The organism is Streptomyces tamarix (assembly GCF_032423885.1).
Lineage (GTDB): Bacteria > Actinomycetota > Actinomycetes > Streptomycetales > Streptomycetaceae > Streptomyces > Streptomyces tamarix.
The window spans coordinates 1-19,971 of record NZ_JAWCTQ010000011.1; the positions used below are offsets into that span (position 1 = coordinate 1).

18 protein-coding genes are annotated in these 19,971 nt (G+C 76.3%); 10 read left to right on the forward strand and 8 right to left on the reverse strand.

Features of this window, described 5'->3' with window-relative positions:
• Window positions 1-180: 180 nt before the first annotated feature.
• The 4 genes from RND61_RS11320 to RND61_RS11335 all read left to right on the forward strand — a co-directional run bounded on the left by RND61_RS11320 (window position 181) and on the right by RND61_RS11335 (window position 6,609).
• Complete coding sequence (locus RND61_RS11320) at window positions 181-2,877, forward strand: NACHT domain-containing protein (protein WP_315877734.1); 2,697 nt, start codon at window positions 181-183, stop codon at window positions 2,875-2,877.
• A 402-nt stretch (window positions 2,878-3,279) separates the two neighbouring features.
• Window positions 3,280-4,308: an L-threonine 3-dehydrogenase gene (tdh, locus tag RND61_RS11325; protein ID WP_315877735.1), complete on the forward strand. Its 1,029-nt coding sequence runs from the start codon at window positions 3,280-3,282 to the stop codon at window positions 4,306-4,308.
• Window positions 4,309-4,458: 150 nt separating this feature from the next.
• Window positions 4,459-5,652, forward strand: a complete 1,194-nt coding sequence (locus tag RND61_RS11330; RefSeq protein ID WP_315877736.1) for a glycine C-acetyltransferase — start codon at window positions 4,459-4,461, stop codon at window positions 5,650-5,652.
• Between the two features lie 33 nt (window positions 5,653-5,685).
• Window positions 5,686-6,609: a LysR family transcriptional regulator gene (locus tag RND61_RS11335; protein WP_315877737.1), complete on the forward strand. Its 924-nt coding sequence runs from the start codon at window positions 5,686-5,688 to the stop codon at window positions 6,607-6,609.
• Window positions 6,610-6,642: 33 nt separating this feature from the next.
• On the opposite strand, the gene RND61_RS11340 is transcribed toward RND61_RS11335, so the two are convergent.
• The 3 genes from RND61_RS11340 to RND61_RS11350 form a co-directional block, all read right to left on the reverse strand.
• Window positions 6,643-8,079: an amino acid permease gene (locus tag RND61_RS11340; protein WP_315877738.1), complete on the reverse strand. Its 1,437-nt coding sequence runs from the start codon at window positions 8,077-8,079 to the stop codon at window positions 6,643-6,645.
• 66 nt (window positions 8,080-8,145) lie between these two features.
• Complete coding sequence (locus tag RND61_RS11345) at window positions 8,146-10,284, reverse strand: phage holin family protein (protein WP_315877739.1); 2,139 nt, start codon at window positions 10,282-10,284, stop codon at window positions 8,146-8,148.
• Between the two features lie 100 nt (window positions 10,285-10,384).
• The gene (locus RND61_RS11350; protein WP_315877740.1) at window positions 10,385-10,789 is read right to left on the reverse strand and encodes a hypothetical protein; all 405 of its coding nucleotides are present in this window, start codon (window positions 10,787-10,789) and stop codon (window positions 10,385-10,387) included.
• A 59-nt stretch (window positions 10,790-10,848) separates the two neighbouring features.
• Between RND61_RS11350 and RND61_RS11355 the strand changes: the two genes are divergently transcribed.
• Together RND61_RS11355 and RND61_RS11360 are read left to right on the forward strand one after the other, a co-directional pair.
• Entirely contained in the window at window positions 10,849-11,616 is a 768-nt protein-coding gene (locus tag RND61_RS11355) for an MBL fold metallo-hydrolase (protein ID WP_315877741.1), read from the forward strand.
• Entirely contained in the window at window positions 11,613-12,248 is a 636-nt protein-coding gene (locus RND61_RS11360) for a DedA family protein (RefSeq protein WP_315877742.1), read from the forward strand. Before RND61_RS11355 ends, RND61_RS11360 begins: the two co-directional genes overlap by 4 nt.
• A 9-nt stretch (window positions 12,249-12,257) precedes the next feature.
• On the opposite strand, the gene RND61_RS11365 is transcribed toward RND61_RS11360, so the two are convergent.
• The 3 genes from RND61_RS11365 to RND61_RS11375 are packed head-to-tail and all read right to left on the reverse strand — an operon-like array spanning window position 12,258 to window position 15,354.
• A complete protein-coding gene (locus RND61_RS11365; RefSeq protein ID WP_315877743.1) occupies window positions 12,258-13,292 on the reverse strand; it encodes an MBL fold metallo-hydrolase in 1,035 nt (344 codons plus the stop codon).
• The gene (locus RND61_RS11370) at window positions 13,289-14,548 is read right to left on the reverse strand and encodes an aminotransferase class I/II-fold pyridoxal phosphate-dependent enzyme (protein ID WP_315877744.1); all 1,260 of its coding nucleotides are present in this window, start codon (window positions 14,546-14,548) and stop codon (window positions 13,289-13,291) included. Before RND61_RS11370 ends, RND61_RS11365 begins: the two co-directional genes overlap by 4 nt.
• Window positions 14,549-14,604: 56 nt before the next feature.
• Window positions 14,605-15,354 (reverse strand): ANTAR domain-containing response regulator, encoded by a 750-nt coding sequence (locus RND61_RS11375; protein ID WP_315877745.1) that lies wholly within the window; start codon window positions 15,352-15,354, stop codon window positions 14,605-14,607.
• Window positions 15,355-15,557: 203 nt separating this feature from the next.
• On the opposite strand from RND61_RS11375, the gene RND61_RS11380 reads away from it, so the two are divergent.
• Window positions 15,558-16,820: a PAS domain-containing protein gene (locus tag RND61_RS11380; protein WP_315877746.1), complete on the forward strand. Its 1,263-nt coding sequence runs from the start codon at window positions 15,558-15,560 to the stop codon at window positions 16,818-16,820.
• Between the two features lie 86 nt (window positions 16,821-16,906).
• On the opposite strand, the gene RND61_RS11385 is transcribed toward RND61_RS11380, so the two are convergent.
• Complete coding sequence (locus RND61_RS11385) at window positions 16,907-17,698, reverse strand: RNA polymerase sigma factor SigF (protein ID WP_315877747.1); 792 nt, start codon at window positions 17,696-17,698, stop codon at window positions 16,907-16,909.
• A gap of 467 nt (window positions 17,699-18,165) precedes the next feature.
• On the reverse strand, window positions 18,166-18,348 hold the full coding sequence (locus RND61_RS11390; RefSeq protein ID WP_315877748.1) for a hypothetical protein: 183 nt from the start codon (window positions 18,346-18,348) through the stop codon (window positions 18,166-18,168).
• 152 nt (window positions 18,349-18,500) lie between these two features.
• Here RND61_RS11390 and RND61_RS11395 point away from each other — a divergent pair, with 152 nt between their 5' ends.
• Genes RND61_RS11395 through RND61_RS11405 form a run of 3 tightly spaced genes read left to right on the forward strand, consistent with a single transcriptional unit; the run spans window position 18,501 to window position 19,890 of the window.
• On the forward strand, window positions 18,501-18,863 hold the full coding sequence (locus tag RND61_RS11395; protein ID WP_315877749.1) for a DUF2795 domain-containing protein: 363 nt from the start codon (window positions 18,501-18,503) through the stop codon (window positions 18,861-18,863).
• 33 nt (window positions 18,864-18,896) lie between these two features.
• Complete coding sequence (locus tag RND61_RS11400; RefSeq protein ID WP_315877750.1) at window positions 18,897-19,325, forward strand: CBS domain-containing protein; 429 nt, start codon at window positions 18,897-18,899, stop codon at window positions 19,323-19,325.
• A gap of 25 nt (window positions 19,326-19,350) precedes the next feature.
• The gene (locus RND61_RS11405; RefSeq protein ID WP_315877751.1) at window positions 19,351-19,890 is read left to right on the forward strand and encodes a type 1 glutamine amidotransferase domain-containing protein; all 540 of its coding nucleotides are present in this window, start codon (window positions 19,351-19,353) and stop codon (window positions 19,888-19,890) included.
• Window positions 19,891-19,971: the final 81 nt, after the last annotated feature.

Here is a 19,971-nt window from a genome sequence, read left to right on the forward strand (position 1 = left end):
CCGTCGGTCCGGACGGGACATGCTCCGCGCCGCGGTGGCGGCACGGCGCGCGGAACGTGCCGCGCGCCGGGCCCCTGGGCGGGCGCTTCGCCGGGCGGCCGGGCGGCCCGGCCCCGTGCCCCGCCCGGCGGCCCGGCGCTTTTGCCCTTCCGCTGTGGAAGCCGACAGAAGGCCCCCGCTGTGAAAGTCGACAGAAGGTGGTGGCCCTGGCTGGTCGGAGCGACCGGCGTGGCGGTGTTCTCGGTGCTGGTCGCCGTCCTGGTCCGGGCCGGCGGCGAGACCGCGGTCGCGGCCCTGAGCGTCCTGATCTCGGCGACGGCCGGGGTGCTCGGCTGGTCCCGCCACCGGGCGCGGCCCGTGGCGCCGGCCAGTCAGGCCGAACTGGACCAGGCCGCTGAGGCGCTCGCCGCCATGGTGCGCCGCCAGTGGACCGAGGAGGAGGCGGCCCGGGGGCTTCTCGACCCCCACCCGCTGGCCGTCCGCTGGCGCAGCGACCAGACGGAGACGGGCGACCACCTGCGTCTGGTGGGGCGCGCGGTGTCCGGCCGCAGCGACGACGTGCCCGGGTTCGCCGCCGCCTTCCGGGCACTCCCCCGCCACCGGCTGATCCTCCTCGGGGAGCCCGGCGCGGGGAAGACCACCCTGGCCGTCCTGCTGGTCCGGGAACTCCTGCGGGACGCCCCGCCCGGCGAGCCGGTGCCCGTGCTCCTGGACCTGGCTCCGTGGAACCCCCGGAAGGAGTCGCTCGGCGACTGGATGGCGCGCCGCATCCACGAGGACTACCCGGCCCTGCGCAACTACGAGACCTACGGCCGGGACGCCGCCCGCAAACTGGTCTCCGAAGGACGCGTCCTGCCCGTCCTGGACGGCTTCGACGAACTGCCGGCCGAACTCCGGCCCCGCGCCCTGGCCGCCGTCAACCGCGCGGTCGCCGTCCACGAACCGCTGGTCCTCGCCTCCCGGACGGCCGAGTACCGGGCGGCCGTCGAGGCGGGCGACGTCGTCACGGCGGCCGCCGCCGTGGTCGCCCTGCCCGTGAAGGCCGAGGACGTGGTGGCGTACCTCCAGAGCGTGGTCGCTCCGCGCCGGGCCGCCGCCTGGCGGCCGGTGACCGAGGAGATCACCCGGAACCCCGACGGCCCCCTGGCCCGGGCCCTTTCGCTGCCCCTGAACGTCTGGCTGGCCCGGACCGTGTACTCCGCGCCGGACTCCGACCCCGCCGAACTGCTCCGCCACTCCGACGCGGAGAGCGTCCGGCGCCACCTGCTGGACAGCCTCGTCCCCGCGGTCTTCGCCGGCGAGCCCGCCCCCGCGGACCCGTCGGGCACCCATGTGCGCCGCACCGCCGCGAACCGCTGGCGCGCCGACGACGCGGAGCTGTCCCTGGGCTTCCTCGCCCGGCACCTCCAACGGCAGGGCACGGACGACATCGCCTGGTGGGAGCTGCACCGGGCCCTGCCCCCGAACCCGGTCGGCCCCCTGTCCGGCCCGGTCGCGGGCGCTGCCGTCGGGCTGGGCGCGGGCTGCATGGCGGGGGACTACTTCCACTGGGCGCTGCCGCCGCTCAGCCGGTTGCTGTGCTTCCTGGTGGTGACGCTCGCCACGGCGGTCGCCTCCGCCACGGTGCTCTGGCTCGCCTTCGTCGGACGGGGCGCCGGCCGGGCGGACCGGCACGGGAGGGGGCCCCTCGCGGAGGTGGCCCGCCGCACCGGGATCTGGTGTGCCGTACTCCTCCCGCTCGCTCCGGCGGTCGGGGCCGTGATCGAGTACTGGGCCCGGACGGCGGCGTCGACCGGCATCCACTACGAGGTCGGCGTGGCCGCCCACACCTGGCTGAGGGCGGCCCTCTGGTGGCTCGCGGCCATGTCGGCGCTGACCGTCGGGGTGCTCGGTTGCGCGTTGGTCCGGCGGCGGATGCCGCCGCGGCCGGGCCGGCGGTGGGGGCGGCGCGTCCCGTTGGGGAAGATCGCCGCCTTCACCGTGCTGTTCTGGGTGGGTGCCGAAACGGCCAGCCAGCTCTGCTTCCTCTCCACCCGGCAGGAGACCGGGCGGCCACTGCTGGACCTCGCGCTGCTCGACCCGGGGGCGGACCTGCGCTTCGCCAACCAGCGGGCGGTCTTCCGCGCCGCCCTGTTCCTCCTGATCGCCGGGATCATGGCCTTCCTGGGCCTGGGCGGCAGCACCGACCGCCCGAGCCGGCTGTCCTTCCGCGCCCCGGTCTCCAGCCTGCTGCGCCCGCTGCCCGCGTGTGTCGGCGGAGGGCTGGCGAGCGGTGTGGCCCTGGTCGTGGTCCTGGGCCTGGCGGTGGCGCCCTGGGCGGCCGGGGTGCCGCTGTGGGCACGTCTCGCGGCCTCCGGGCTCATGGGCGCGTTCTTCGGCGTCCTGTTCGGGCTGGGCCTGGCCGTGCTGCGCTGGGCGCGGCTGCCGACCGACCTCGAACAGGAGACCCCGCAGTCGACCCTGCGCGGCGAGCACGTGGTGGCCAACGCCGTCCTGGTGTTCGCGATGGTCCCGCCCCTGCTCAAGTGGGCGGTCACCGCCTGGTGGGACCTGGCGACCAGTCCGCACCTCTGGCTGCAGGCGTTCGGGGCCTGGCTGCAGACCCTGGAGGCGAACCTGGCCGTGGGGCTCGCCGCCGGGCTGCTGGCCCTGTCGAACAGCGCCTACTTCCGGTACCGGGAGGCCGGTCTGAGGCTCTCCCGGATCAGTCGGCTGCCGCGCCGCCCGCTGGCCTTCCTGGAGGACGCCCGCCTGCTGCACGTCCTGCGCCAGGTGGGGCCCGTCTATCAGTTCGTGCACGCCGACTTCAGGGAACGGATCGCCACCGTCGACAGCCGGTCGGGCGGTGGCGCGGAGCTCGAAACCGCGCCGTCCTGACCCCGGGGCCCCACGGGCCCGGACCCGGGCCGCCGCGCCCCCGCCGTCGCACGGCCCGGCGGCCGGTGCCGAACCGCGTGCGCCGGCGGGCGCGCACGGCGCCGGAGCCCGAGCGCGCGGGCGGGCGCGCGGGCGGGGCACCGCCTCCGGGGCGGAGGGGCCGGCGGTGGCCGCCCCCGGCGGGCCCCCGTTCGGCCCCGTCCGCGTGGCGGGGCCGAACGGGGGCGGCTTCCAGGGCCCCGGAAGCCGCCGCGGGCGGGCCTGGAGCGGGGGTGTCACCCGGTCGGCGGGGCGCGTGAAGCTGGGCTGTGGGCCCGCTTAAGAAAACCTCGATGGACGCGGCCGTCCGCGATCGGCAGATTGGTCGCGTCCACCCCCTCTTCCCCGCCTGGAGTCGCCGCGATGAAGGCCCTCGTCAAGCAGAAGGCCGAGCCCGGCCTGTGGCTGATGGACGTCCCCGAGCCCGAGACGGGCCCCGGCGACGTGCTGATCAGAGTGCTGCGCACCGGTATCTGCGGCACCGACCTGCACATCCGCTCCTGGGACGGCTGGGCGCAACAGGCCGTGTCGACGCCGCTGGTCCTCGGGCACGAGTTCGTCGGCGAGGTCGCCGCGGTCGGCTCCGACGTACGGGACGTCGAGGTCGGCGACCTGGTGAGCGGCGAGGGCCACCTCGTGTGCGGCAAGTGCCGCAACTGTCTGGCGGGTCGGCGGCACCTGTGCCGTGCCACGGTCGGGCTGGGTGTCGGGCGGGACGGGGCGTTCGCCGAGTACGTGGCGCTGCCCGCGTCCAACGTGTGGGTGCACCGCACGGAGGTGGACCCCGACATCGCGGCGATCTTCGACCCGTTCGGCAACGCGGTGCACACGGCGCTGTCGTTCCCGCTCGTCGGCGAGGACGTGCTGATCACGGGGGCCGGGCCGATCGGCATCATGGCGGCGGCCGTGGCCCGGCACGCCGGTGCGCGCAACGTGGTGATCACCGATGTGAGCGAGCCCCGGCTGGAGCTGGCCCGCCAGGTCGGCGCGACCCTCGCGGTGAACGTCGCGCGGACCGGCATCGCGGACGCGCAGAGGCAGTTGGGGCTGCGGGAGGGCTTCGACATCGGCCTGGAGATGTCCGGCCGCCCCGAGGCGATGCGCGACATGGTCGCCAACATGACCCACGGCGGGCGCATCGCGATGCTCGGCCTGCCCGCGGAGGAGTTCCCGGTCGACTGGTCGAAGATCGTGACGTCGATGATCACGATCAAGGGCATCTACGGCCGGGAGATGTTCGAGACGTGGTACGCGATGACCGTGCTGCTGGAGGGCGGCCTCGACCTGAGCCCGGTGATCACCGGCAAGTACGCGTACAAGGACTTCGACGCCGCGTTCGACGAGGCCGCGACCGCGCGCAGCGGCAAGATCATCCTCGACTGGACCGCGTAGGCGGCGCCCGGCCCGGCTCCGGGCACCGGGAGCCCGTGCCGACGGCCGGCCGGGCCCGGCGCCGCCTCTGCCGGGCCCGCGCCCTCGCCTCGCGTCCACCGCGCCCCTCCACCCCACTCGCCCCCGTACCGATCCCTAGGAGCACCCCTCATGTTCGTGTCCGTGCGTGACGAACTGCGCGCCACCCTCGACGAGATCCGGGACGCCGGGCTGTACAAGCCCGAGCGGGTCATCGGCACCCCGCAGTCCGCGTCCGTCGCCGTCACGGCGGGCGGCGCGCCCGGTGACGTGCTGAACTTCTGCGCCAACAACTACCTGGGTCTGGCCGACCACCCCGAGGTCGTCGCGGCGGCCAAGGACGCCCTGGACCGGTGGGGTTACGGCATGGCGTCCGTGCGGTTCATCTGCGGCACGCAGGAGATCCACAAGGAGCTGGAGCGGAGGCTGTCGGCGTTCCTCGGGCAGGAGGACACGATCCTGTACTCCTCCTGCTTCGACGCGAACGGCGGTGTCTTCGAGACGCTCCTCGGCCCCGAGGACGCGGTGGTCTCCGACGCCCTGAACCACGCGTCGATCATCGACGGCATCCGCCTGTCGAAGGCCGCCCGCTACCGGTACGCCAACCGCGACATGGACGAGCTGGAGGCCCGGCTGAAGGAGGCGGCGGGTGCCCGGCGCCGGCTGATCGTCACGGACGGCGTGTTCTCGATGGACGGCTACGTGGCGCCGCTGCGGGAGATCTGCGACCTCGCCGACCGGTACGACGCGATGGTCATGGTCGACGACTCGCACGCCGTCGGGTTCGTCGGCGCGGGCGGCCGGGGCACGCCGGAGCTGCACGGCGTGATGGACCGCGTGGACATCGTCACCGGCACCCTCGGCAAGGCGCTGGGCGGCGCGTCCGGCGGCTACGTGGCGGCGCGCGCCGAGATCGTGGAGCTGCTGCGGCAGCGGTCCCGCCCGTACCTGTTCTCCAACTCGCTCGCCCCGGTGATCGCCGCCGCGTCGCTGAAGGTCCTCGACCTGCTGGAGTCGGCGGGCGACCTGCGGGAGCGGCTCGACGCGAACACGAAGCTGTTCCGCACGCGGATGGCCGAGGAGGGCTTCGAGGTCCTGCCCGGCGACCACGCGATCGCGCCCGTGATGATCGGGGACGCGGCAAAGGCGGCGCGGATGGCGGAGCTGCTGCTGGAGCGCGGCGTGTACGTGATCGGGTTCTCGTACCCGGTCGTGCCGATGGGCCAGGCCCGGATCCGGGTGCAGTTGTCGGCGGCGCACTCCACGGCGGACGTGGAGCGCGCGGTGGCGGCGTTCGTGGACGCGCGGGCGGCGATGGGCGCGTGACGCCGCCTCCGGCGGCCGGGTGACAATGGCGGGGTGATCGACCCCCGCCGGCTGCGCATACTGCGGGCGGCGGCGGACCACCGCACGGTGACCGCCGCCGCCGCAGCGCTGTACCTGACGCCGTCCGCCGTCTCCCAGCAGCTCGCCGCGCTGGAGCAGGAGACCGGGCACACCCTGCTGACCCGCAGCGGCCGGGGCGTACGGCTCACGCCGGCCGGGGAGATCCTGCTGGAGCACGCCAACGAGGTGCTGGCGCAGTTGGAGCGCGCCGAGGCGGAGCTCGCGGCGTACGCGGACGGGACGGCGGGCGAGGTGTCGGTCGCGGCGTTCGCGACGGGCATCGCGGAGGTGCTGGCCCCGGCGATCGGGCGGCTGGCCGAGCGGCACCCGGGGATCCGGCTGCGGGTGCGGGACGCGGAGGGCGACGAGTCGCTGCCGCTCGTCCTGGACGGCGAGGCCGACCTGGCGCTGGCCGTGGAGTACCGGGGCGCGCCGCGCGAGGGCGACCGGCGGCTGGCGCGGGTGCCGCTGTACGCGGAGCCGTTCGACGCGGTGCTGCGGGCGGGGCACCCGCTGGCGCGGGGGCCGGAGGTGGCGCTGGCGGCGCTCGCGGAGAGCGACTGGATCGGCCAGTCCCCCGGCAACCCGTGCCACGACATGGTGCTGCTCGCCTGCGAGCTGGCGGGGTTCGAGCCGCGGCTGGTGCACGTGTCGGACGACTTCCGCGCGGTCGTGGCGCTCGCGGGGGCGGGGGCGGGGGTGGCGCTCGTGCCGCGCTCGGCGCTGCGCGGCATCGAGTTGAAGGACGTGGTGGTCCGGCCGGTGGCGGGCCCCGCGGCGTTCCGCCGGGTCTTCGCCGCGGTGCGGCGGGGCGCCGAGGGGCATCCGCTGATCCGGCCGGTCCTGGACGCGCTGGCGCGGTCCGCGGCGGGCCTGTCGGCGCCCGGCTCCGCCTGACCCCGCACCGGCGGCGCCGGTGCGCCGGGCGCGTCAGGCGGCGTCGCGGGGCTCGCGGTCCTCGTGGACCCCGCGGTCCCTGCGGGCCGACATCCACGCGTACACGAGGACCCCGGCGAAGAGGAACAGCACGCCCTGGTAGACGGCGGCGTACCCGGACCCGGCGACCAGCCACAGGGAGAAGCCGAACGCGAGCGCGGAGAGGACGCCGTCGCGGACGAGCCGGGAGCCCCGCACCCGGTCGCGCCGCCCGGAGAGCAGGAAGTAGATCTGCGCGGCCGTGGACAGCAGGTACGGGACGGTCGCCGTGAACGTGGTGACGAGGACCAGCGTCTCGAAGACGCCGTCGGAGCCGGCCGTGTAGTTGTAGACGGTCAGCAGGGACGCGAGGACGACCGTGACGAGGACGCCGAAGGTCGGGACGCCCCGCCTGCGGCGGGTGAAGGCGCGCGGGAACAGCCCGTCGCGGGCGGCGGCGTACGGGGTCTGGGCGCTCAGCAGGGTCCAGCCGTTGAGGGCGCCGACCACCGACACGACGGCCATGCAGGCGACGGCCGTACCGCCCCAGGTGCCGCCGAACATGGCGTCGACGGCGTCGGAGAACGGCGCGGAGGAGTCGACGAGCCGGTCGTGGGCGACGGTGCCGAACACGGCGACCGTGCCGAGCAGGTACAGGGCGGCGGCGCCGAGGGTGCCGAGGACGGTGGCGCGGCCGACGTTGCGCCGCGGGTCGCGGACCTCGCCGGCGCTGACGGCGGCCGACTCGACGCCAAGGTAGCTGAACAGCAGGATCGCCGCGGACGCGGAGACCGCGCCGAACGCACCGGAGTCGCTGCCCTGGAAGGGGCCCAGGTTGTCCGCGTCGAAGAAGAACAGCCCGCCCACGGCGACGAGCAGCAGCGGGACGAACTTCAGGACGGTGGCGACCACCTGGACGGCGCCGACGTACCGGGTGCCGGCCAGGTTGGCGAGGGCGGGCAGCCACTGCACGAGGAGCGCGGCGGCGATCGTCGCGGGGACCGAGCCGTGCAGCGGCAGCAGCACGTCCAGGTAGCCGACGGCGGCGACGGCGAGGGCGGCGTTGGAGACCCAGGCGGTGATCCAGTACGACCAGGCCGACAGGAACCCGGCGAAGTCGCCGAACGCCTCGCGGGCGTACACGTACGGGCCGCCGGTGCGCGGGTGCCGCTCCGCGAGCCGCCCGAAGACCAGGGCGAGGGCGAGGGCGCCGGCGGTGAGGACGGCGAACGCGACGAGGCTGATCGTGCCGTACGGCGCCACGGACGCGGGCAGCAGGAAGATGCCGCCGCCGATGATGTTGCCCATGACCAGGGCGGTGGCGACGGGGAGGCCGAACCGCCGCGCGCGCCCGCCGCCGTCCGCTCCCTCGCCCTTCCGCGCGCCGGAGGAACCGGAGGGAGGGGTCGGGTGGGTGTCGTGCCCGGTGTCCGGGGTGATGACCGTGGCCATGGGGTGGTGCGCCTTTCTCCGTACAAACGTTCCTCATGCTGGCGTACGGCGAAACAGCGCTCCAAATCACCCTTTTTTGTCCGGTGCGAGACCCTCCACAACCGGAAAAGCTTCGTCCGCTTGTGGGGCTGACGGCGATTCCTGCGGGGAGGCGGCCGACGTCCCGGGACGCCCCCCGGCACGCTCCTCCGGACGGCGCCCCTCCTCCAGCCAGCGCCGCAGCACCCGGTGCACGGCCTCCGCGCCCACCAGCGCCCCGCCCTCCCCGACGGGCGCCGACAGCTCGCGCGGCCACAGCAGGAACGCCTCGGACTGGCCGCCGCCGAGCCCGCCGTGCGAACCGACCTGGTCCTCGAAGGCGTGGACCCGTCCGGTCCCCGGGTCGTACATCGAGTTGACCATGATGTCCGCGACGTGCGGGAACCCGTCGGTGCGCCGGATCGCGTCGGCGGCGCCCGGCCCGAACGCGGCGAGCGGCCCCGACGCGTCGGTCAGCTCGGCGACCGGCGCCTCGAACCCGTCCGCGCCGAGCACCACCGACCCGTGCCGCTCGGAACGCACCAGGACGAAGCCGATGCCGGGGTGCCCGGCGAGGGTCCGCAGCAGCCCCGGGTAGCGGTGGTCGATCTCCTCGCGCGACATCCGGTGCGGCACGTCGGGGAAGGACACGAGCCCCAGGTTCCCGGAGGCCAGCACCACCGGGCCCGCGCCGCGCGCCGGGCGCTCCTCGCGCCGCTCCCCCTCGCCCGGCCGGTGCAGCGCGCTGCGCAGCGCGCCCCGGGCCTCCGCGCCGCCGGCGCCGCGCCGGGCCCTTTGGGCCCGCCGGGAGACCGGCAGGCCGCAGCCCACCCGCACGAGGTCGCGGAGCGTCAGCCCGTACGCGCTCTCGAAGGTCTCGCCGAAGCTCTGGCCGTGGTCCGAGAGCAGGACGATCCGGTACGGGCGCGGGGCGTGCCCGGCGACCTTCGCGATCAGCCCGACGCACCGGTCGAGGCTCTCCAGGACCTTCGCCGCGTCCCCGCTGCACGGCCCCGAGTGGTGGGCGACCTCGTCGTACGCCACGAGGTCGGCGTACACGGCCGTCCGCCCGGCCAGCACGTCGCCCATCACGGCCGCGACCACCACGTCCCGCTCCACGACCGTCGCGAAGGCCCGGACGAACGGGTACAGGCCGCCGCGCGGCACGCGCGGCCGGTCGCCCCGCAGCCGGGCGGCGAGCGACTGGCCGACCTCCCGGAAGACCTCCGCGACGAACGCCATCGCGGTGCGGGTGGCGTTGGCCGGGTCCCGGAAGTAGGCGAAGTACCCGGCGCGGGAGCGGGTGCCGGGACCGCGGCGGCCGGAGACCGACAGCACCAGGGCGAGCTGGTCGGCGCCGCCGCCGAAGAGGTTGCCCCGGCTGGCCCCGTCGTCGGCCAGGAGCCCCGGATCGCCGGTGCGGGCGGCGGCGCGGCGCTGGAGTTCGGCGGCGCTGGCGGGCCGGTTGCTCACCATGAGGCGGCCGGTGTCCTTCTCGTACCAGCGGAACGCGGGCACGTCGTGGTTGGTGCCGTGCAGCAGGGCGAGCTGGCTGGCGCCGGTCTGGCTGGACCAGTCGGTGCGCCACGGGGTGAGCCGGTGCGTGGTCCGCTCCCAGGCGGCGAGCGTCGGCATCAGCCCGGCGTCGAGGGCGTCGCGCAGCACCCGGTGGCCGACGCCGTCGAGCTGCAGGAAGACCGTGCCGGGCGCGGCGCCGGGGGCGGGGGCGGCGCGGCGGCCGGCGAGCCGGTACAGGCGCCGCCGGTAGGCGTCGTCGTCGCGGACGGCGAGGGCGGTGGAGGTCGCGGACGCCACCGCGGACATGACGGCGGCCACGACGACGGCGTTCTCCGGGTCGGACTCGCCGCGCCCGTCGGGGATCAGCCAGAGCGCGACCAGCAGCAGCGATCCGTTGAGGAAGAACACGAGCACGCCGAGGACGAGCGCCGGGACGAGCAGCAGCGCCCGTACGACGAAGGGCCACACCAACGCGCCGAGCAGGCCGAACGCGCCGGCGCCCCAGGCGGCCGTGACGGCCGTCCGGGTGACGCTGTCGCCGTCGTCGGACTGGAGCTGGAAGTCGGGCAACGCCCCGGCCAGGACGAGCAGGGTGAGCGTCGACACGGCCCACACCACGACGACCCGCAGGGCGGCGCGACCCGCCGACCTCCACCGTCCGACGACCACGCCATCCGCCTTTCGCCCGTCTCCGTCCGGGGCTCCAGCGTGGCACACCGCACCGGGGCGGCGGCCGGCCGGCGGATCGGGGCGGCGGGCGGCGGGCGGGTCAGCAGCCGTCGTAGCCGGCGGTGGGCATGGACAGCCGGCGGTGCACGCGGGCCTTCGTCTCCGCGTCGTACGAGGGCTCGTCGAGACCGGCGGTCTCCAGGCGCACGCCGCGCCGCGCGCACTCGGCGGAGAAGTCCCGCGCCGACGTCAGGGCCCGCTCCAGGACGCGCTCGTTGGGCGCGACGAACAGGTCGACGGCGCCCTCCTCGACGTCCGTCCACAGCGTGCGGTGGTCGGGGCGCAGCCCGTAGAAGAGGAGCTGGCGGCTGACGACGTAGCCCTTGTCGGCCGCCCACCGTTCGCACATCGCGTGCTGGCTGCGCGTGTCGACCAGGAACGGGTCGCTGTCGAGTTCCTCGAGCGGCGTCAGGCTGGCGATCGCCGCCACGCGTACGTCGTCCATGGGCCGACCCTACTCCCGATGGCGCCCGCCGGAGGAGGCCGGCGCTCTACGCTCTTGGCATGGAGGTCACCTGGTGGGGACACGCCACCTGCACGGTCGAGGACTCCGGTGTGCGGGTGCTGACGGACCCGCTGTTCGTGCGGCGGCTGGCGCACCTGCGCAGGCGCCGGGGCGCGCTGCCGCCGCCCGAGGCGGCGGTGGCCGACCTGGTGCTCGTGTCGCACCTGCACGCCGACCACCTGCACCTGCCGTCGCTGGCCCGGCTCGCGCCCGGTACGCGGCTGGTGGTGCCGCGCGGCGCGCCCCGGGCGGTGCCCGGGCTGCGGCGGCTGGCGGGGCTGCGGGTCACCGAGGTCGGCGCCGGCGACGAGGTGAAGGCGGGGCCGGTGGTGGTGCGGGCGGTGCCGGCCGCGCACGACGGGCGGCGGCTGCCGGTGGGGCCGCACCGCTCCCCCGCGCTCGGGTACGTGATCCGGGGGGCGGCGCGCACGTACTTCGCGGGGGACACGGGGCTGTTCGACGGGATGGCCGCCGCGGTCGGCGAGGTCGACGTGGCGCTCCTCCCGGTCGGCGGGTGGGGCCCGTTCCTGGGCCACGGGCACCTGGACGCGGGGCGCGCCGCGCAGGCCCTGGCCGCGCTGGCCCCCCGGGCGGCGGTGCCGGTGCACTACGGCACGTACTGGCCGATCGGGATGGACGCGGTGCGGCCGCACGAGTTCCACGCGCCGGGCGGCGAGTTCGCCCGGCTGGCGGCGCGGCTGGCGCCCGGTGTCGCGGTGCACCTGCCCGGGCACGGGGAGCGCGTGCGGCCGGGGACGGCGTGGTGATCGCGGAGCTGGTCGGCCAGCTCCCCCCGGAGGGGACGCAGCGGGCGATCGGCTACCCGTCGCTGTTCCTGCTGGTCGCGCTGGGCGCGCTGGTGCCGGTCGTGCCGACGGGGGCGGTCGTCAGTTCGGCGGGGGTCGTGGCGTTCCACCAGAGCACGCCGTTCGCGTCGCTGTCCGTCTTCCTGGTGGCCGCGGCGGCGGCGCTCGCGGGGGACGCGGCGCTGTACTGGCTGGGGCGGCGCGGGGTCACGTCGCGGGGCGGGTCGCGGTGGCTGGCGGCGCTGCGGGCCCGTGCGGCGCCGGACCGGCTGGAGCGGGCCCAGGAGAAGCTGCGGCGGCACCGGGTGCCGGTGCTGGTGCTGTCCCGGCTGGTGCCGGCGGGGCGGATCCCGGTGATGCTGGCGTGCCTGCTGGCCCGGATGCCGCCGGCCCGGTTCGTGCGGGGCGACGTGCCGGCGGTGCTGGCGTGGACGGCGACGTACCAGCTGATCGGGGTGGCGGGCGGGTCGCTGTTCCCGCGGCCCTGGCAGGGCGTGGCGGCGGCGGTGGCGCTGGCGCTGCTGGTGGGCGCCGTGCCGGGGGCGTGGCGGCGGGTGCGGCGGGGGTGGCCGGGCCCCGGCCCCGGCGGGTGAGGGGCGCCCTCACACCAGGACGCGGGACTCGCCGATCGCCAGGTCCCAGAGGCGGTCGCGGGGCAGGCCCGCGGACTCCCAGGCGGCGTGGAGGCGGGTCAGGGGCTCCATGACCGGTTCGGAGGACAGGACGAAGGTCGCCCAGTGCATCGGGGCCATGACGCGGGCGCCGAGGTCCTGGAAGGCGCGAACGGCCTCCTCCGGGTCGGTGTGGACGTCGCCGAGCCACCAGCGGGGGGCGTACGCGCCGATGGGCATCAGCGCCAGGTCGATGTCGGGGTGGCGGTCGGCGATGCGGCGGAACCAGTGGCCGTAGCCGGTGTCGCCGGCGAAGTACACGCGCCGCCGGCGGCGGTCACCGATGACCCAGCCGCCCCACAGGGAGCGGCAGGTGTCGGTGAGGGACCGCTTGGACCAGTGGTGGGCCGGGACGAAGTCGAAGCGGACGCCGCGCAGCTCGGCCGACTCCCACCAGTCGAGCTCGGTGACGGTGGTGAAGCGGCGGCGGCGGAACCAGCGGCCGAGCCCGGCGGGGACGAACAGCGGCGTGGTGCGCGGAAGCCTGCGCAGGGTGGGCGCGTCCAGGTGGTCGTAGTGGTTGTGGCTGATGACGACCGCGTCGACGGGCGGCAGGTCCTCCCAGCGGACGCCGACGGGGGTGACGCGGGCCGGGGTGCCGAGGATGCGGCGGGACCACACGGGGTCGGTGAGGACGGTGAGGCCGCCGACGCGGACGATCCAACTGGCGTGGCCCACCCAGGTGACGGCCACCGTGTCCGGGTCGGCGGGGGGCAGCGGGCCGGGGGCGAACGGCAGCCTCGGGACGTCGCGCAGGCCGTCGCTGCCGGGGCGTACGGCCGCGGAGCCCTCGCGGGCCAGGCGGGCGAAGGCGCGCACGCCGGGCAGCGGCGCGGTGAGGCGGCCGGCGAAGGATCGGGGCCAGACGCGGATCTCGCCCAGCGGCCGGGGCGCCGTCCGGGGGTCCGACCCGCGCTCGGGGTGCGCGGCGGGGGCGGTGAGGTCGATGGGCGTCCCGTCCGTCATCTGCGGGCTCCTCCAGCGGTTCCGGTGCGGTCCGTGCGCGCGGTGGCGTCGCCGAGCGCGGCCGACAGGGCCTCGAGGGCCTCTGTCACGTGCGGCAGGTCCAGGGGGTCGCCGGCGTCGAGGGCCTCCAGCCGTTCGGCCGGGGTGGCGCCCAGCAGCGGGGTGGTGGCCAGGCGGACGCGCAGGGCGCCGGGTTCGTCGCCGAAGCGGTGGCCGCCGGGGACGGGGACGCCCAGCCGTGCGCTCAGGTGGTCCTCCAGTTCGATGGAGTCGGTGACGCCCCGCGCGGCGAGGGGGCCGCGGAGCGGGCCGAGGTCCGCGTACAGGTGGCGGCCGGCCTCGGGCGGCAGGGCGAGGGCCCCGGCCGCGAGCACCCGGCGGTGGGCCTCGGCGGCCACGCGGGCGTGCAGGGCGGTCGCGGCGGCGTTCCGCGCGGTGACGGCCTCCGGCTCGTCCAGGGCGTGGGCGACGGCCGCGGCCAGCGGGCCGGGCAGGTCGGCGCCGAGCGCGGTGAGCACGTCGAGGGCGCGGGCGCGGTGGGCGGCGCCGGGGGCGCCGGCGGGGAAGCGGGCGACGGCTGCGGGCCAGGAGGCGGGGACGACCGCGCCGGCGAGGTCGCACAGGACGGTGACGTCGTCGGGGCACATCTCGGCGGGGCTGACGAAGACCGTGTCGTGCGGCCGGTGCACGGTGTCCCGCCAGGTCTCGTCGCTGACGACGTGCAGCCCCTCCCCGACGGCCGCCTCGCACGCCTCGCGGACGAGTTCGGGCGGGGCGACGGTGCCGGTGGGGTCGTCGGCGACGCTGAGCAGCAGGACGGCGGGACGACCGCCCTCCGCGCGCACCCGCCGTACGGTCTCCAGGAGCGCGTACGGATCGGGGACGCCGCCGCACTCGGCGGGGGTCGGCACGTGGAAGGCGGTCCGGCCCAGGAGGCGGGCCTGCGGGGCCCAGGAGAGCGGGCAGGGCCGCGGCACCAGCACGTCGCCGCCGTGCGCGGCGAGCAGCGCGGTCAGCAGCGGCCCGGTGCCGGGCGAGGCGGCGAGGTCCCCGGGGTGGCAGCGCAGGCCGCGCCGCGTCCAGTAGCCGCAGGCCGCCTCGCGCAGGAGGGGGCCGCCGCCGGGGGGTTCGGGGTCGGGCCGGGAGGCGGCGCCGGCCAGCAGCTCGGCGAGCTCCCCGACCACGGGCAGGCCGGTGTCGGGGGCGGGCGGGGCGTAGCGCACCTGCCCGTGCCCGTGGGCGGAGCTGCGCGTCACCACGGCCTCCCGTACGTCTGCGGACCCGGACCCTTCATACGGAGTTATACGGAGGTTCACGCGGGTTCGCCGTTCGGGGAGCGGGGGACCGGCGGCGGGGCCAGCCGGGCCAGCTCCTTCTCCAGGCCCCGGCCGCGGGTCCGCACGATCTGCGCGGCCACGTCGGCGAGCTTGCGGTTGGTGAGCTGGGAGACGCGCCGCAGCACGGCGTACGCCTCCTCGACGCCGCAGCCCAGGACGTGCATGACGATGCCGCCGGCCTGGTCGATGACGGGCCGGGAGCGCAGCGCGGTCTCCAGCTGGCCGACCTCGGTGAGGGCGGCACGGTAGCGGCGGTCGCGGACGAGGCCCGCGGTGGCCTCCTCGCCGAGGACGGCGGCGGGGCCGCGCGCGGCGTTGGCCAGGGAGCCGGGGCGGAAGCCGTACAGGTTGAGGGTGACGAGGACGCCGGCGCGGTGGAACGGCAGGGTGACGCTGGAGCGCACGCCGGCGCCGAGGGCGGCGGCGCGGTAGGCGGGCCACCGGTCGTCGTGGAGCAGGTCCGCGGCGATGACGGGCTCGCCGCTGTCGAGCGCCGTCCTGATGGGCCCGTCGCCGGAGTCGAGCTGGACGCCGACGAGGGCGGCGAGGTCCGGGTGCGTGGCGGTGGTGCGGCGCTCGCCCCGCTCCCGCTCGTCGTCGTCGCCGAGGGTGGCGACCGCGCCGCAGCAGGCCGGGACGGAGCGGACGCACTGCTCGGCGAGCTGCTGGAGTCGGCGTACGGCGAACGCCGAGTCGGTTCCTTCGTACTCGGGCTCGATCAGCATGGGGCGGCGTCTCCTTCCGGGGTGCGGTTGCCCGCTGCGCGCGGGGCGAAACGGCGCGGGGCCGGGGGGCGTGCGCGCGGTTACCGTGCTGATATGCGGACGACGGGGCATACGGGCGGAGGGCGCGCGCGGGTGCGCGCGCCGGAGGGAGGTGCTGGAGTGGGATCCGGGGTGGACACGCCGGGCGGAGCGGGGGCCCGGGGATGAGCGAGACCGGCGCGTTCGGCGAGGACCTCGCCGACTTCGTCCGGCGGGTGGCGGAGCTGCGCAGTGCGCGCGCCCTGCCACCGGAGGAGCAGCGGGGCGTGCTGGACGCCGCCCTGTTCGAGCTCCAGCACGCGGCGGAGACGCTGTGGCCCCGGTACGAGCGGCTGGCGGCGCGCGCCCCGGAGGGCACGTCGGCGGAGCGGCAGGAGCGCCAGCTGCTGAAGACGGTGTTCCAGCGGCTGCCGCTGCCGGTGGTGCTGATCGACCGGGACACGGTGGTCCGGCGGATGAACCTGGCCGCGACGACGCTCACCGGCGTCCGGGCCGGGTACGCGACGGGCCGTCCCCTGTCCGCGCTGCTCACTCCGGGCGACCGGGCGCCGTTCCGCACGCAGGCCGCCGCCACCGCACGCGGGGAGGGCGGGCGGAGCCTGACGGTGCGGCTCCAGCAGCGGCCGAAGGAGCCGGTGCGGGCCACGCTCGCCGCGCTGATCCTTCCAGGGGAACCGCAGCAGACCGTCGTGGCCGTCCTCCAGCCGGGCGTCGCCGGCACCGGGCCGACCGGGCCCGCCGGGGTCGGGCGGCGTTCCTCCGCGGCGGACGCGTCCCTCCCCGCGGCGGCTCCGGCCGGGGCGCGGGGGCGGGCCCGGCGGCTGGGGAGCGTGCCGAACCTGGCCGAGGCCACCGAGCGGGCCGGGACGCTGGACCTGGTCGACGCCGTCGCGACGACCCTGCTGCGCACCGTTCCGGGGGACGCGCGGGGCGCCCTGGTGGCGGCGGCGCGGGTGCTGCACGGCCGGTTCGCGGACTGGGTGATCGCCGACCTCACGGCGGGCGGCCTCGGCGCGGGTGGGCCCGCCGGGCCGGTTCGCCGCGCGGTGGTGCTGGGGCCGCCGGACGACGACACGCTGGCGAAGGTGCTCGCCGGGCAGGACCCGGCGGACTGCCCCCTGGTCGCGGAGGTCGCGGCGGGCGGATCGGCGTCCTTGCAGGTACGCCCCGAGGACGCGCTGGCGCTCGGTACGGACGCCGACGGGGCGGCCGTGCTGGTGCGCGCCGAGGCCAGCTCGCTGCTGTGCCTGCCGGTCGTCGGCGACGCCGCGACGGGCGGTGCCGGCGGGCCGGAGGTGTTGGGCGTGCTGACCCTGCTGCGCACCCGGGCCCGGCGGGCGTTCTCGATGGCGGAGGCGCAGGCCGCGGACGTGCTGTCCCGCCACGTCGGGCTGGCCATGCGCCGCCCGGGCCCACCCGCCCCCTAGCGGTCGGCGCGGCCGGGGGGAGCGCGGCGGGCGCCGGGGTCTTCCGGCCGGTGCGCGGCCGGGCGCGGGCGACGGCACCGGCGGGCCTACGCGGCGTCCCGCATGATGTCCTCGCGCAGCCGGGTGCAGCAGCGGCTGATGAGGCGGCTGACGTGCATCTGGGAGATGCCGAGGTCCTCGGCGATGCTGCTCTGGGTCATGTCGCGGAAGAACCGCATGTAGAGGATCTTCTGCTCGCGTTCCGGCAGCGTGCGGAGCTTCGGCTTGACGGCCTCGCGGTCGACGACCACGTCGAGGGCCGGGTCGGGTCCGCCGAGCGCGTCGACGAGGGTGTAGCCGTCCTCGGTGCCGGGCAGTTCGGCGTCGAGCGACAGGGCGGTGAAGCTGTCGAGGGCTTCGAGGCCGGCGACGGCCTCCTCCTCCGTCATCCCCGCCTTCTCGGCTATCTCCGCGACCGTGGGGGCACGGCCGCCGACCGAGTGGGAGAGCTCCTGGTAGGCCACGCGGACCCGGCCGCGCAGGTCCTGGACGCGGCGCGGCACGTGCAGGGTCCACATGTGGTCCCGGAAGTGCCGCTTGATCTCGCCGGTGATGGTGGGCACGGCGAAGCTCTCGAAGGCCGCGCCGCGTGAGGGGTCGTACCGGTCGACCGCCTTGACCAGGCCGAGCGCGGCGACCTGCTTGAGGTCCTCCAGCGCCTCGCCCCTGTTGCGGAACCGGCCGGCCAGCCGGTCCGCCATCGGCAGCCAGGCGCGCACGATGTCCTGGCGCACGCGGTCCCGTTCCTCGCCGGGCGGCAGCGCCGCCAGGCGCTGGAACGCCTCGGCGGTGTCGGGCGCGTCATCGTGCGGATGCTTCGTGTGAGCGAGCGTAGGCATGTGGTTCTCAGCTCCCTGAACGGCGCTGACGGTTGGCTGTCACCCCGGGGAAGCTCCGCCCGGACCGGACGCGGACACGCACGTCCGGAGCGGCGATCCGCTCCCACGGACGTGCCTCCGGTCCGAAGCACGAGATGCGCCTGCCCGGGGCCCGCGGTGGCAAACGCCTTGAACCCACTCTCCGGGCGACCGCCCGGAACGGCTTGCGCAAAGCCGGGTCCGCGCGGCGGAATCCCCTGGTCCCACCGGTCGGCCGGAGATGCGCGGCACGGTATATCCGCAGATCCGGCACGCCGGCCCGGGACGCGGCGGGCGGGCGCCGCGCGGTGGGCGCCGCAGGGCACGGCGTTACTCCGTTCGGGTGAAGGGGGCCTTTCCGGAGCCCGGCCCGGCTCCGGCTCCGGCTCCGGAGGGATCCTCCGGCTCCCCGGGCGGCGGCCGTGCCCCTCCGCCCCGCCCGCCGGGCCTCACGCCAGGGGCGCCTCTCCCCCTTCGACAGCCGCTTCGACGGCCGTGCTCCCCTTCACCTCGCCCGCCGGGTCGGCGGGGTCGGCGGGCAGGACCAGGTCCTCGTAGCCCGACATCGCCATGACCACCGCGAGCAGCGCGGGCGGCAGCAGCAAGGCGATCAGTACGGCCATCACGTCCATCGCCCCGTCCCTCCGTCCGGGCCCAGTCGGCCGCAGCGGCGAGTCCCCCCGCCCCTCGTGCCCAAACCGGCGGGCGGCGTACGCCGGGGTTTGCCTCGGCCGCGTCGGGTACCCGCCCGGCGACCGACACACGCGGCACCTGGGAGGGCGCCATGCAGCGAGGCAGCGACCGGCTCAGCCGGCGTCAGGACGACGCGATGAAGCACCAGCTCGAAGGGCTGCTCCGGTCCGGCCATTCCACCCGGACGGAGGAGTGGCACGACCCCGAACCGGTGGCTGACGACGACCCGGAGCTGGCCTACGGGCGCGTACCGGGCGACACGTTCGAGGCGCTGCGCCTGGAACTGGCCCGGCACCTGGCCCGCACCCCGTTCCCGGCGCACCGGGGGGACCTGTTGCGCGTCCTGCGGGAGCGGCACGCCCCCGATCCGCTCACGGAACGTGTGGAGGACCTTCCCGGTGACCGCACGTACCGCAGCGTGCAGGACGTGGCAGTCGCCCTGCACCGCAGGTGACGGCGAGGGGCGACGGAGGGAGTGACGGCAGCCGTGGCACAGCTCGTGAGAGAGGTCATGACGGCGGGCGTCGCCGCCGTCCGCCCCGACGCCTCGCTGGTCGAGGCGGCCCAGCTGATGCGGGCGCAGGACATCGGCGACGTGCTCGTCGCCGACGGGGACCTGCTCGTCGGGGTGGTGACGGACCGGGACATCACCGTACGGGCGGTCGCCGAGGGCGCCGACCCGCTGACCGTGAACGCCGAGACCGTGTGCACCCCGGACCCCGTGTGCGTGGGGCCGGACGACGAGGTCGCGACCGCCGTGCGGCTGATGCGGCGGCACGCCGTGCGGCGGCTGCCGGTGGTCGAGGACGGCCGGCCGCTCGGCGTGGTCAGCCTCGGGGACCTGGCGATCTCGCAGGACCCGGGGTCGGTCCTCGCGGACATCAGCAGGGCGGAACCGAACACCGACACCGCATGAGGAACATGAGGAAGGGGAGCTCATCGTGCGCATCGCGTTTCTCATCGCGCCCGAGGGCGTCGAACAGGTCGAGTTCACCGAGCCGTGGCAGGCGGTGACCGACGCCGGGGACTCCCCCGAGCTCGTCTCGACGGAGCCCGGGGAGATCCAGGCCTTCAACCACCTGGACAAGGCCGACACGTTCCCCGTCGACCGGACGGTCGACGAGGTGTCACCGGACGAGTACGACGCGCTGGTCCTGCCGGGCGGCGTCGCCAACCCCGACGCGCTCCGCATGGACGAGAAGGCCGTCGCCTTCGTCCGCGGCTTCTTCGAGGCCGGCAAGCCGGTCGCGTCGATCTGTCACGGGCCGTGGACCCTCGTCGAGGCGGACGTCCTGCGCGGGCGGCGGCTCACGTCGTGGCCGAGCCTGAAGACGGACGTCCGCAACGCGGGCGGCGAGTGGGTCGACGAGGAGGTCGTCGTCTCCGGCGACGGGGCCGGCACCCTGGTCACCAGCCGCAAGCCGGACGACCTGCCGGCGTTCTGCTCGACGCTGGTCGAGGAGTTCCACAAGGCCGCCTGACCGCTCGTGGCCGCGCGCCGCGATCCGGCCCGGACCGGATCCGGCCGGAGCGGCGCGCGGCCCCGCACCGCCGCCGTCCCC

Coding starts and splice junctions, on each gene's coding strand:
- RND61_RS11330 (WP_315877736.1), top strand. CDS start 4,459: ATGTTCGTGTCCGTGCGTGACGAACTGCGCGCCACCCTCGACGAGATC.
- RND61_RS11350 (WP_315877740.1), bottom strand. CDS start 10,789: ATGGACGACGTACGCGTGGCGGCGATCGCCAGCCTGACGCCGCTCGAG.
- RND61_RS11380 (WP_315877746.1), top strand. CDS start 15,558: ATGAGCGAGACCGGCGCGTTCGGCGAGGACCTCGCCGACTTCGTCCGG.
- RND61_RS11355 (WP_315877741.1), top strand. CDS start 10,849: ATGGAGGTCACCTGGTGGGGACACGCCACCTGCACGGTCGAGGACTCC.
- RND61_RS11375 (WP_315877745.1), bottom strand. CDS start 15,354: ATGCTGATCGAGCCCGAGTACGAAGGAACCGACTCGGCGTTCGCCGTA.
- RND61_RS11395 (WP_315877749.1), top strand. CDS start 18,501: ATGCAGCGAGGCAGCGACCGGCTCAGCCGGCGTCAGGACGACGCGATG.
- tdh (WP_315877735.1), top strand. CDS start 3,280: ATGAAGGCCCTCGTCAAGCAGAAGGCCGAGCCCGGCCTGTGGCTGATG.
- RND61_RS11385 (WP_315877747.1), bottom strand. CDS start 17,698: ATGCCTACGCTCGCTCACACGAAGCATCCGCACGATGACGCGCCCGAC.
- RND61_RS11390 (WP_315877748.1), bottom strand. CDS start 18,348: ATGGACGTGATGGCCGTACTGATCGCCTTGCTGCTGCCGCCCGCGCTG.
- RND61_RS11340 (WP_315877738.1), bottom strand. CDS start 8,079: ATGGCCACGGTCATCACCCCGGACACCGGGCACGACACCCACCCGACC.
- RND61_RS11365 (WP_315877743.1), bottom strand. CDS start 13,292: ATGACGGACGGGACGCCCATCGACCTCACCGCCCCCGCCGCGCACCCC.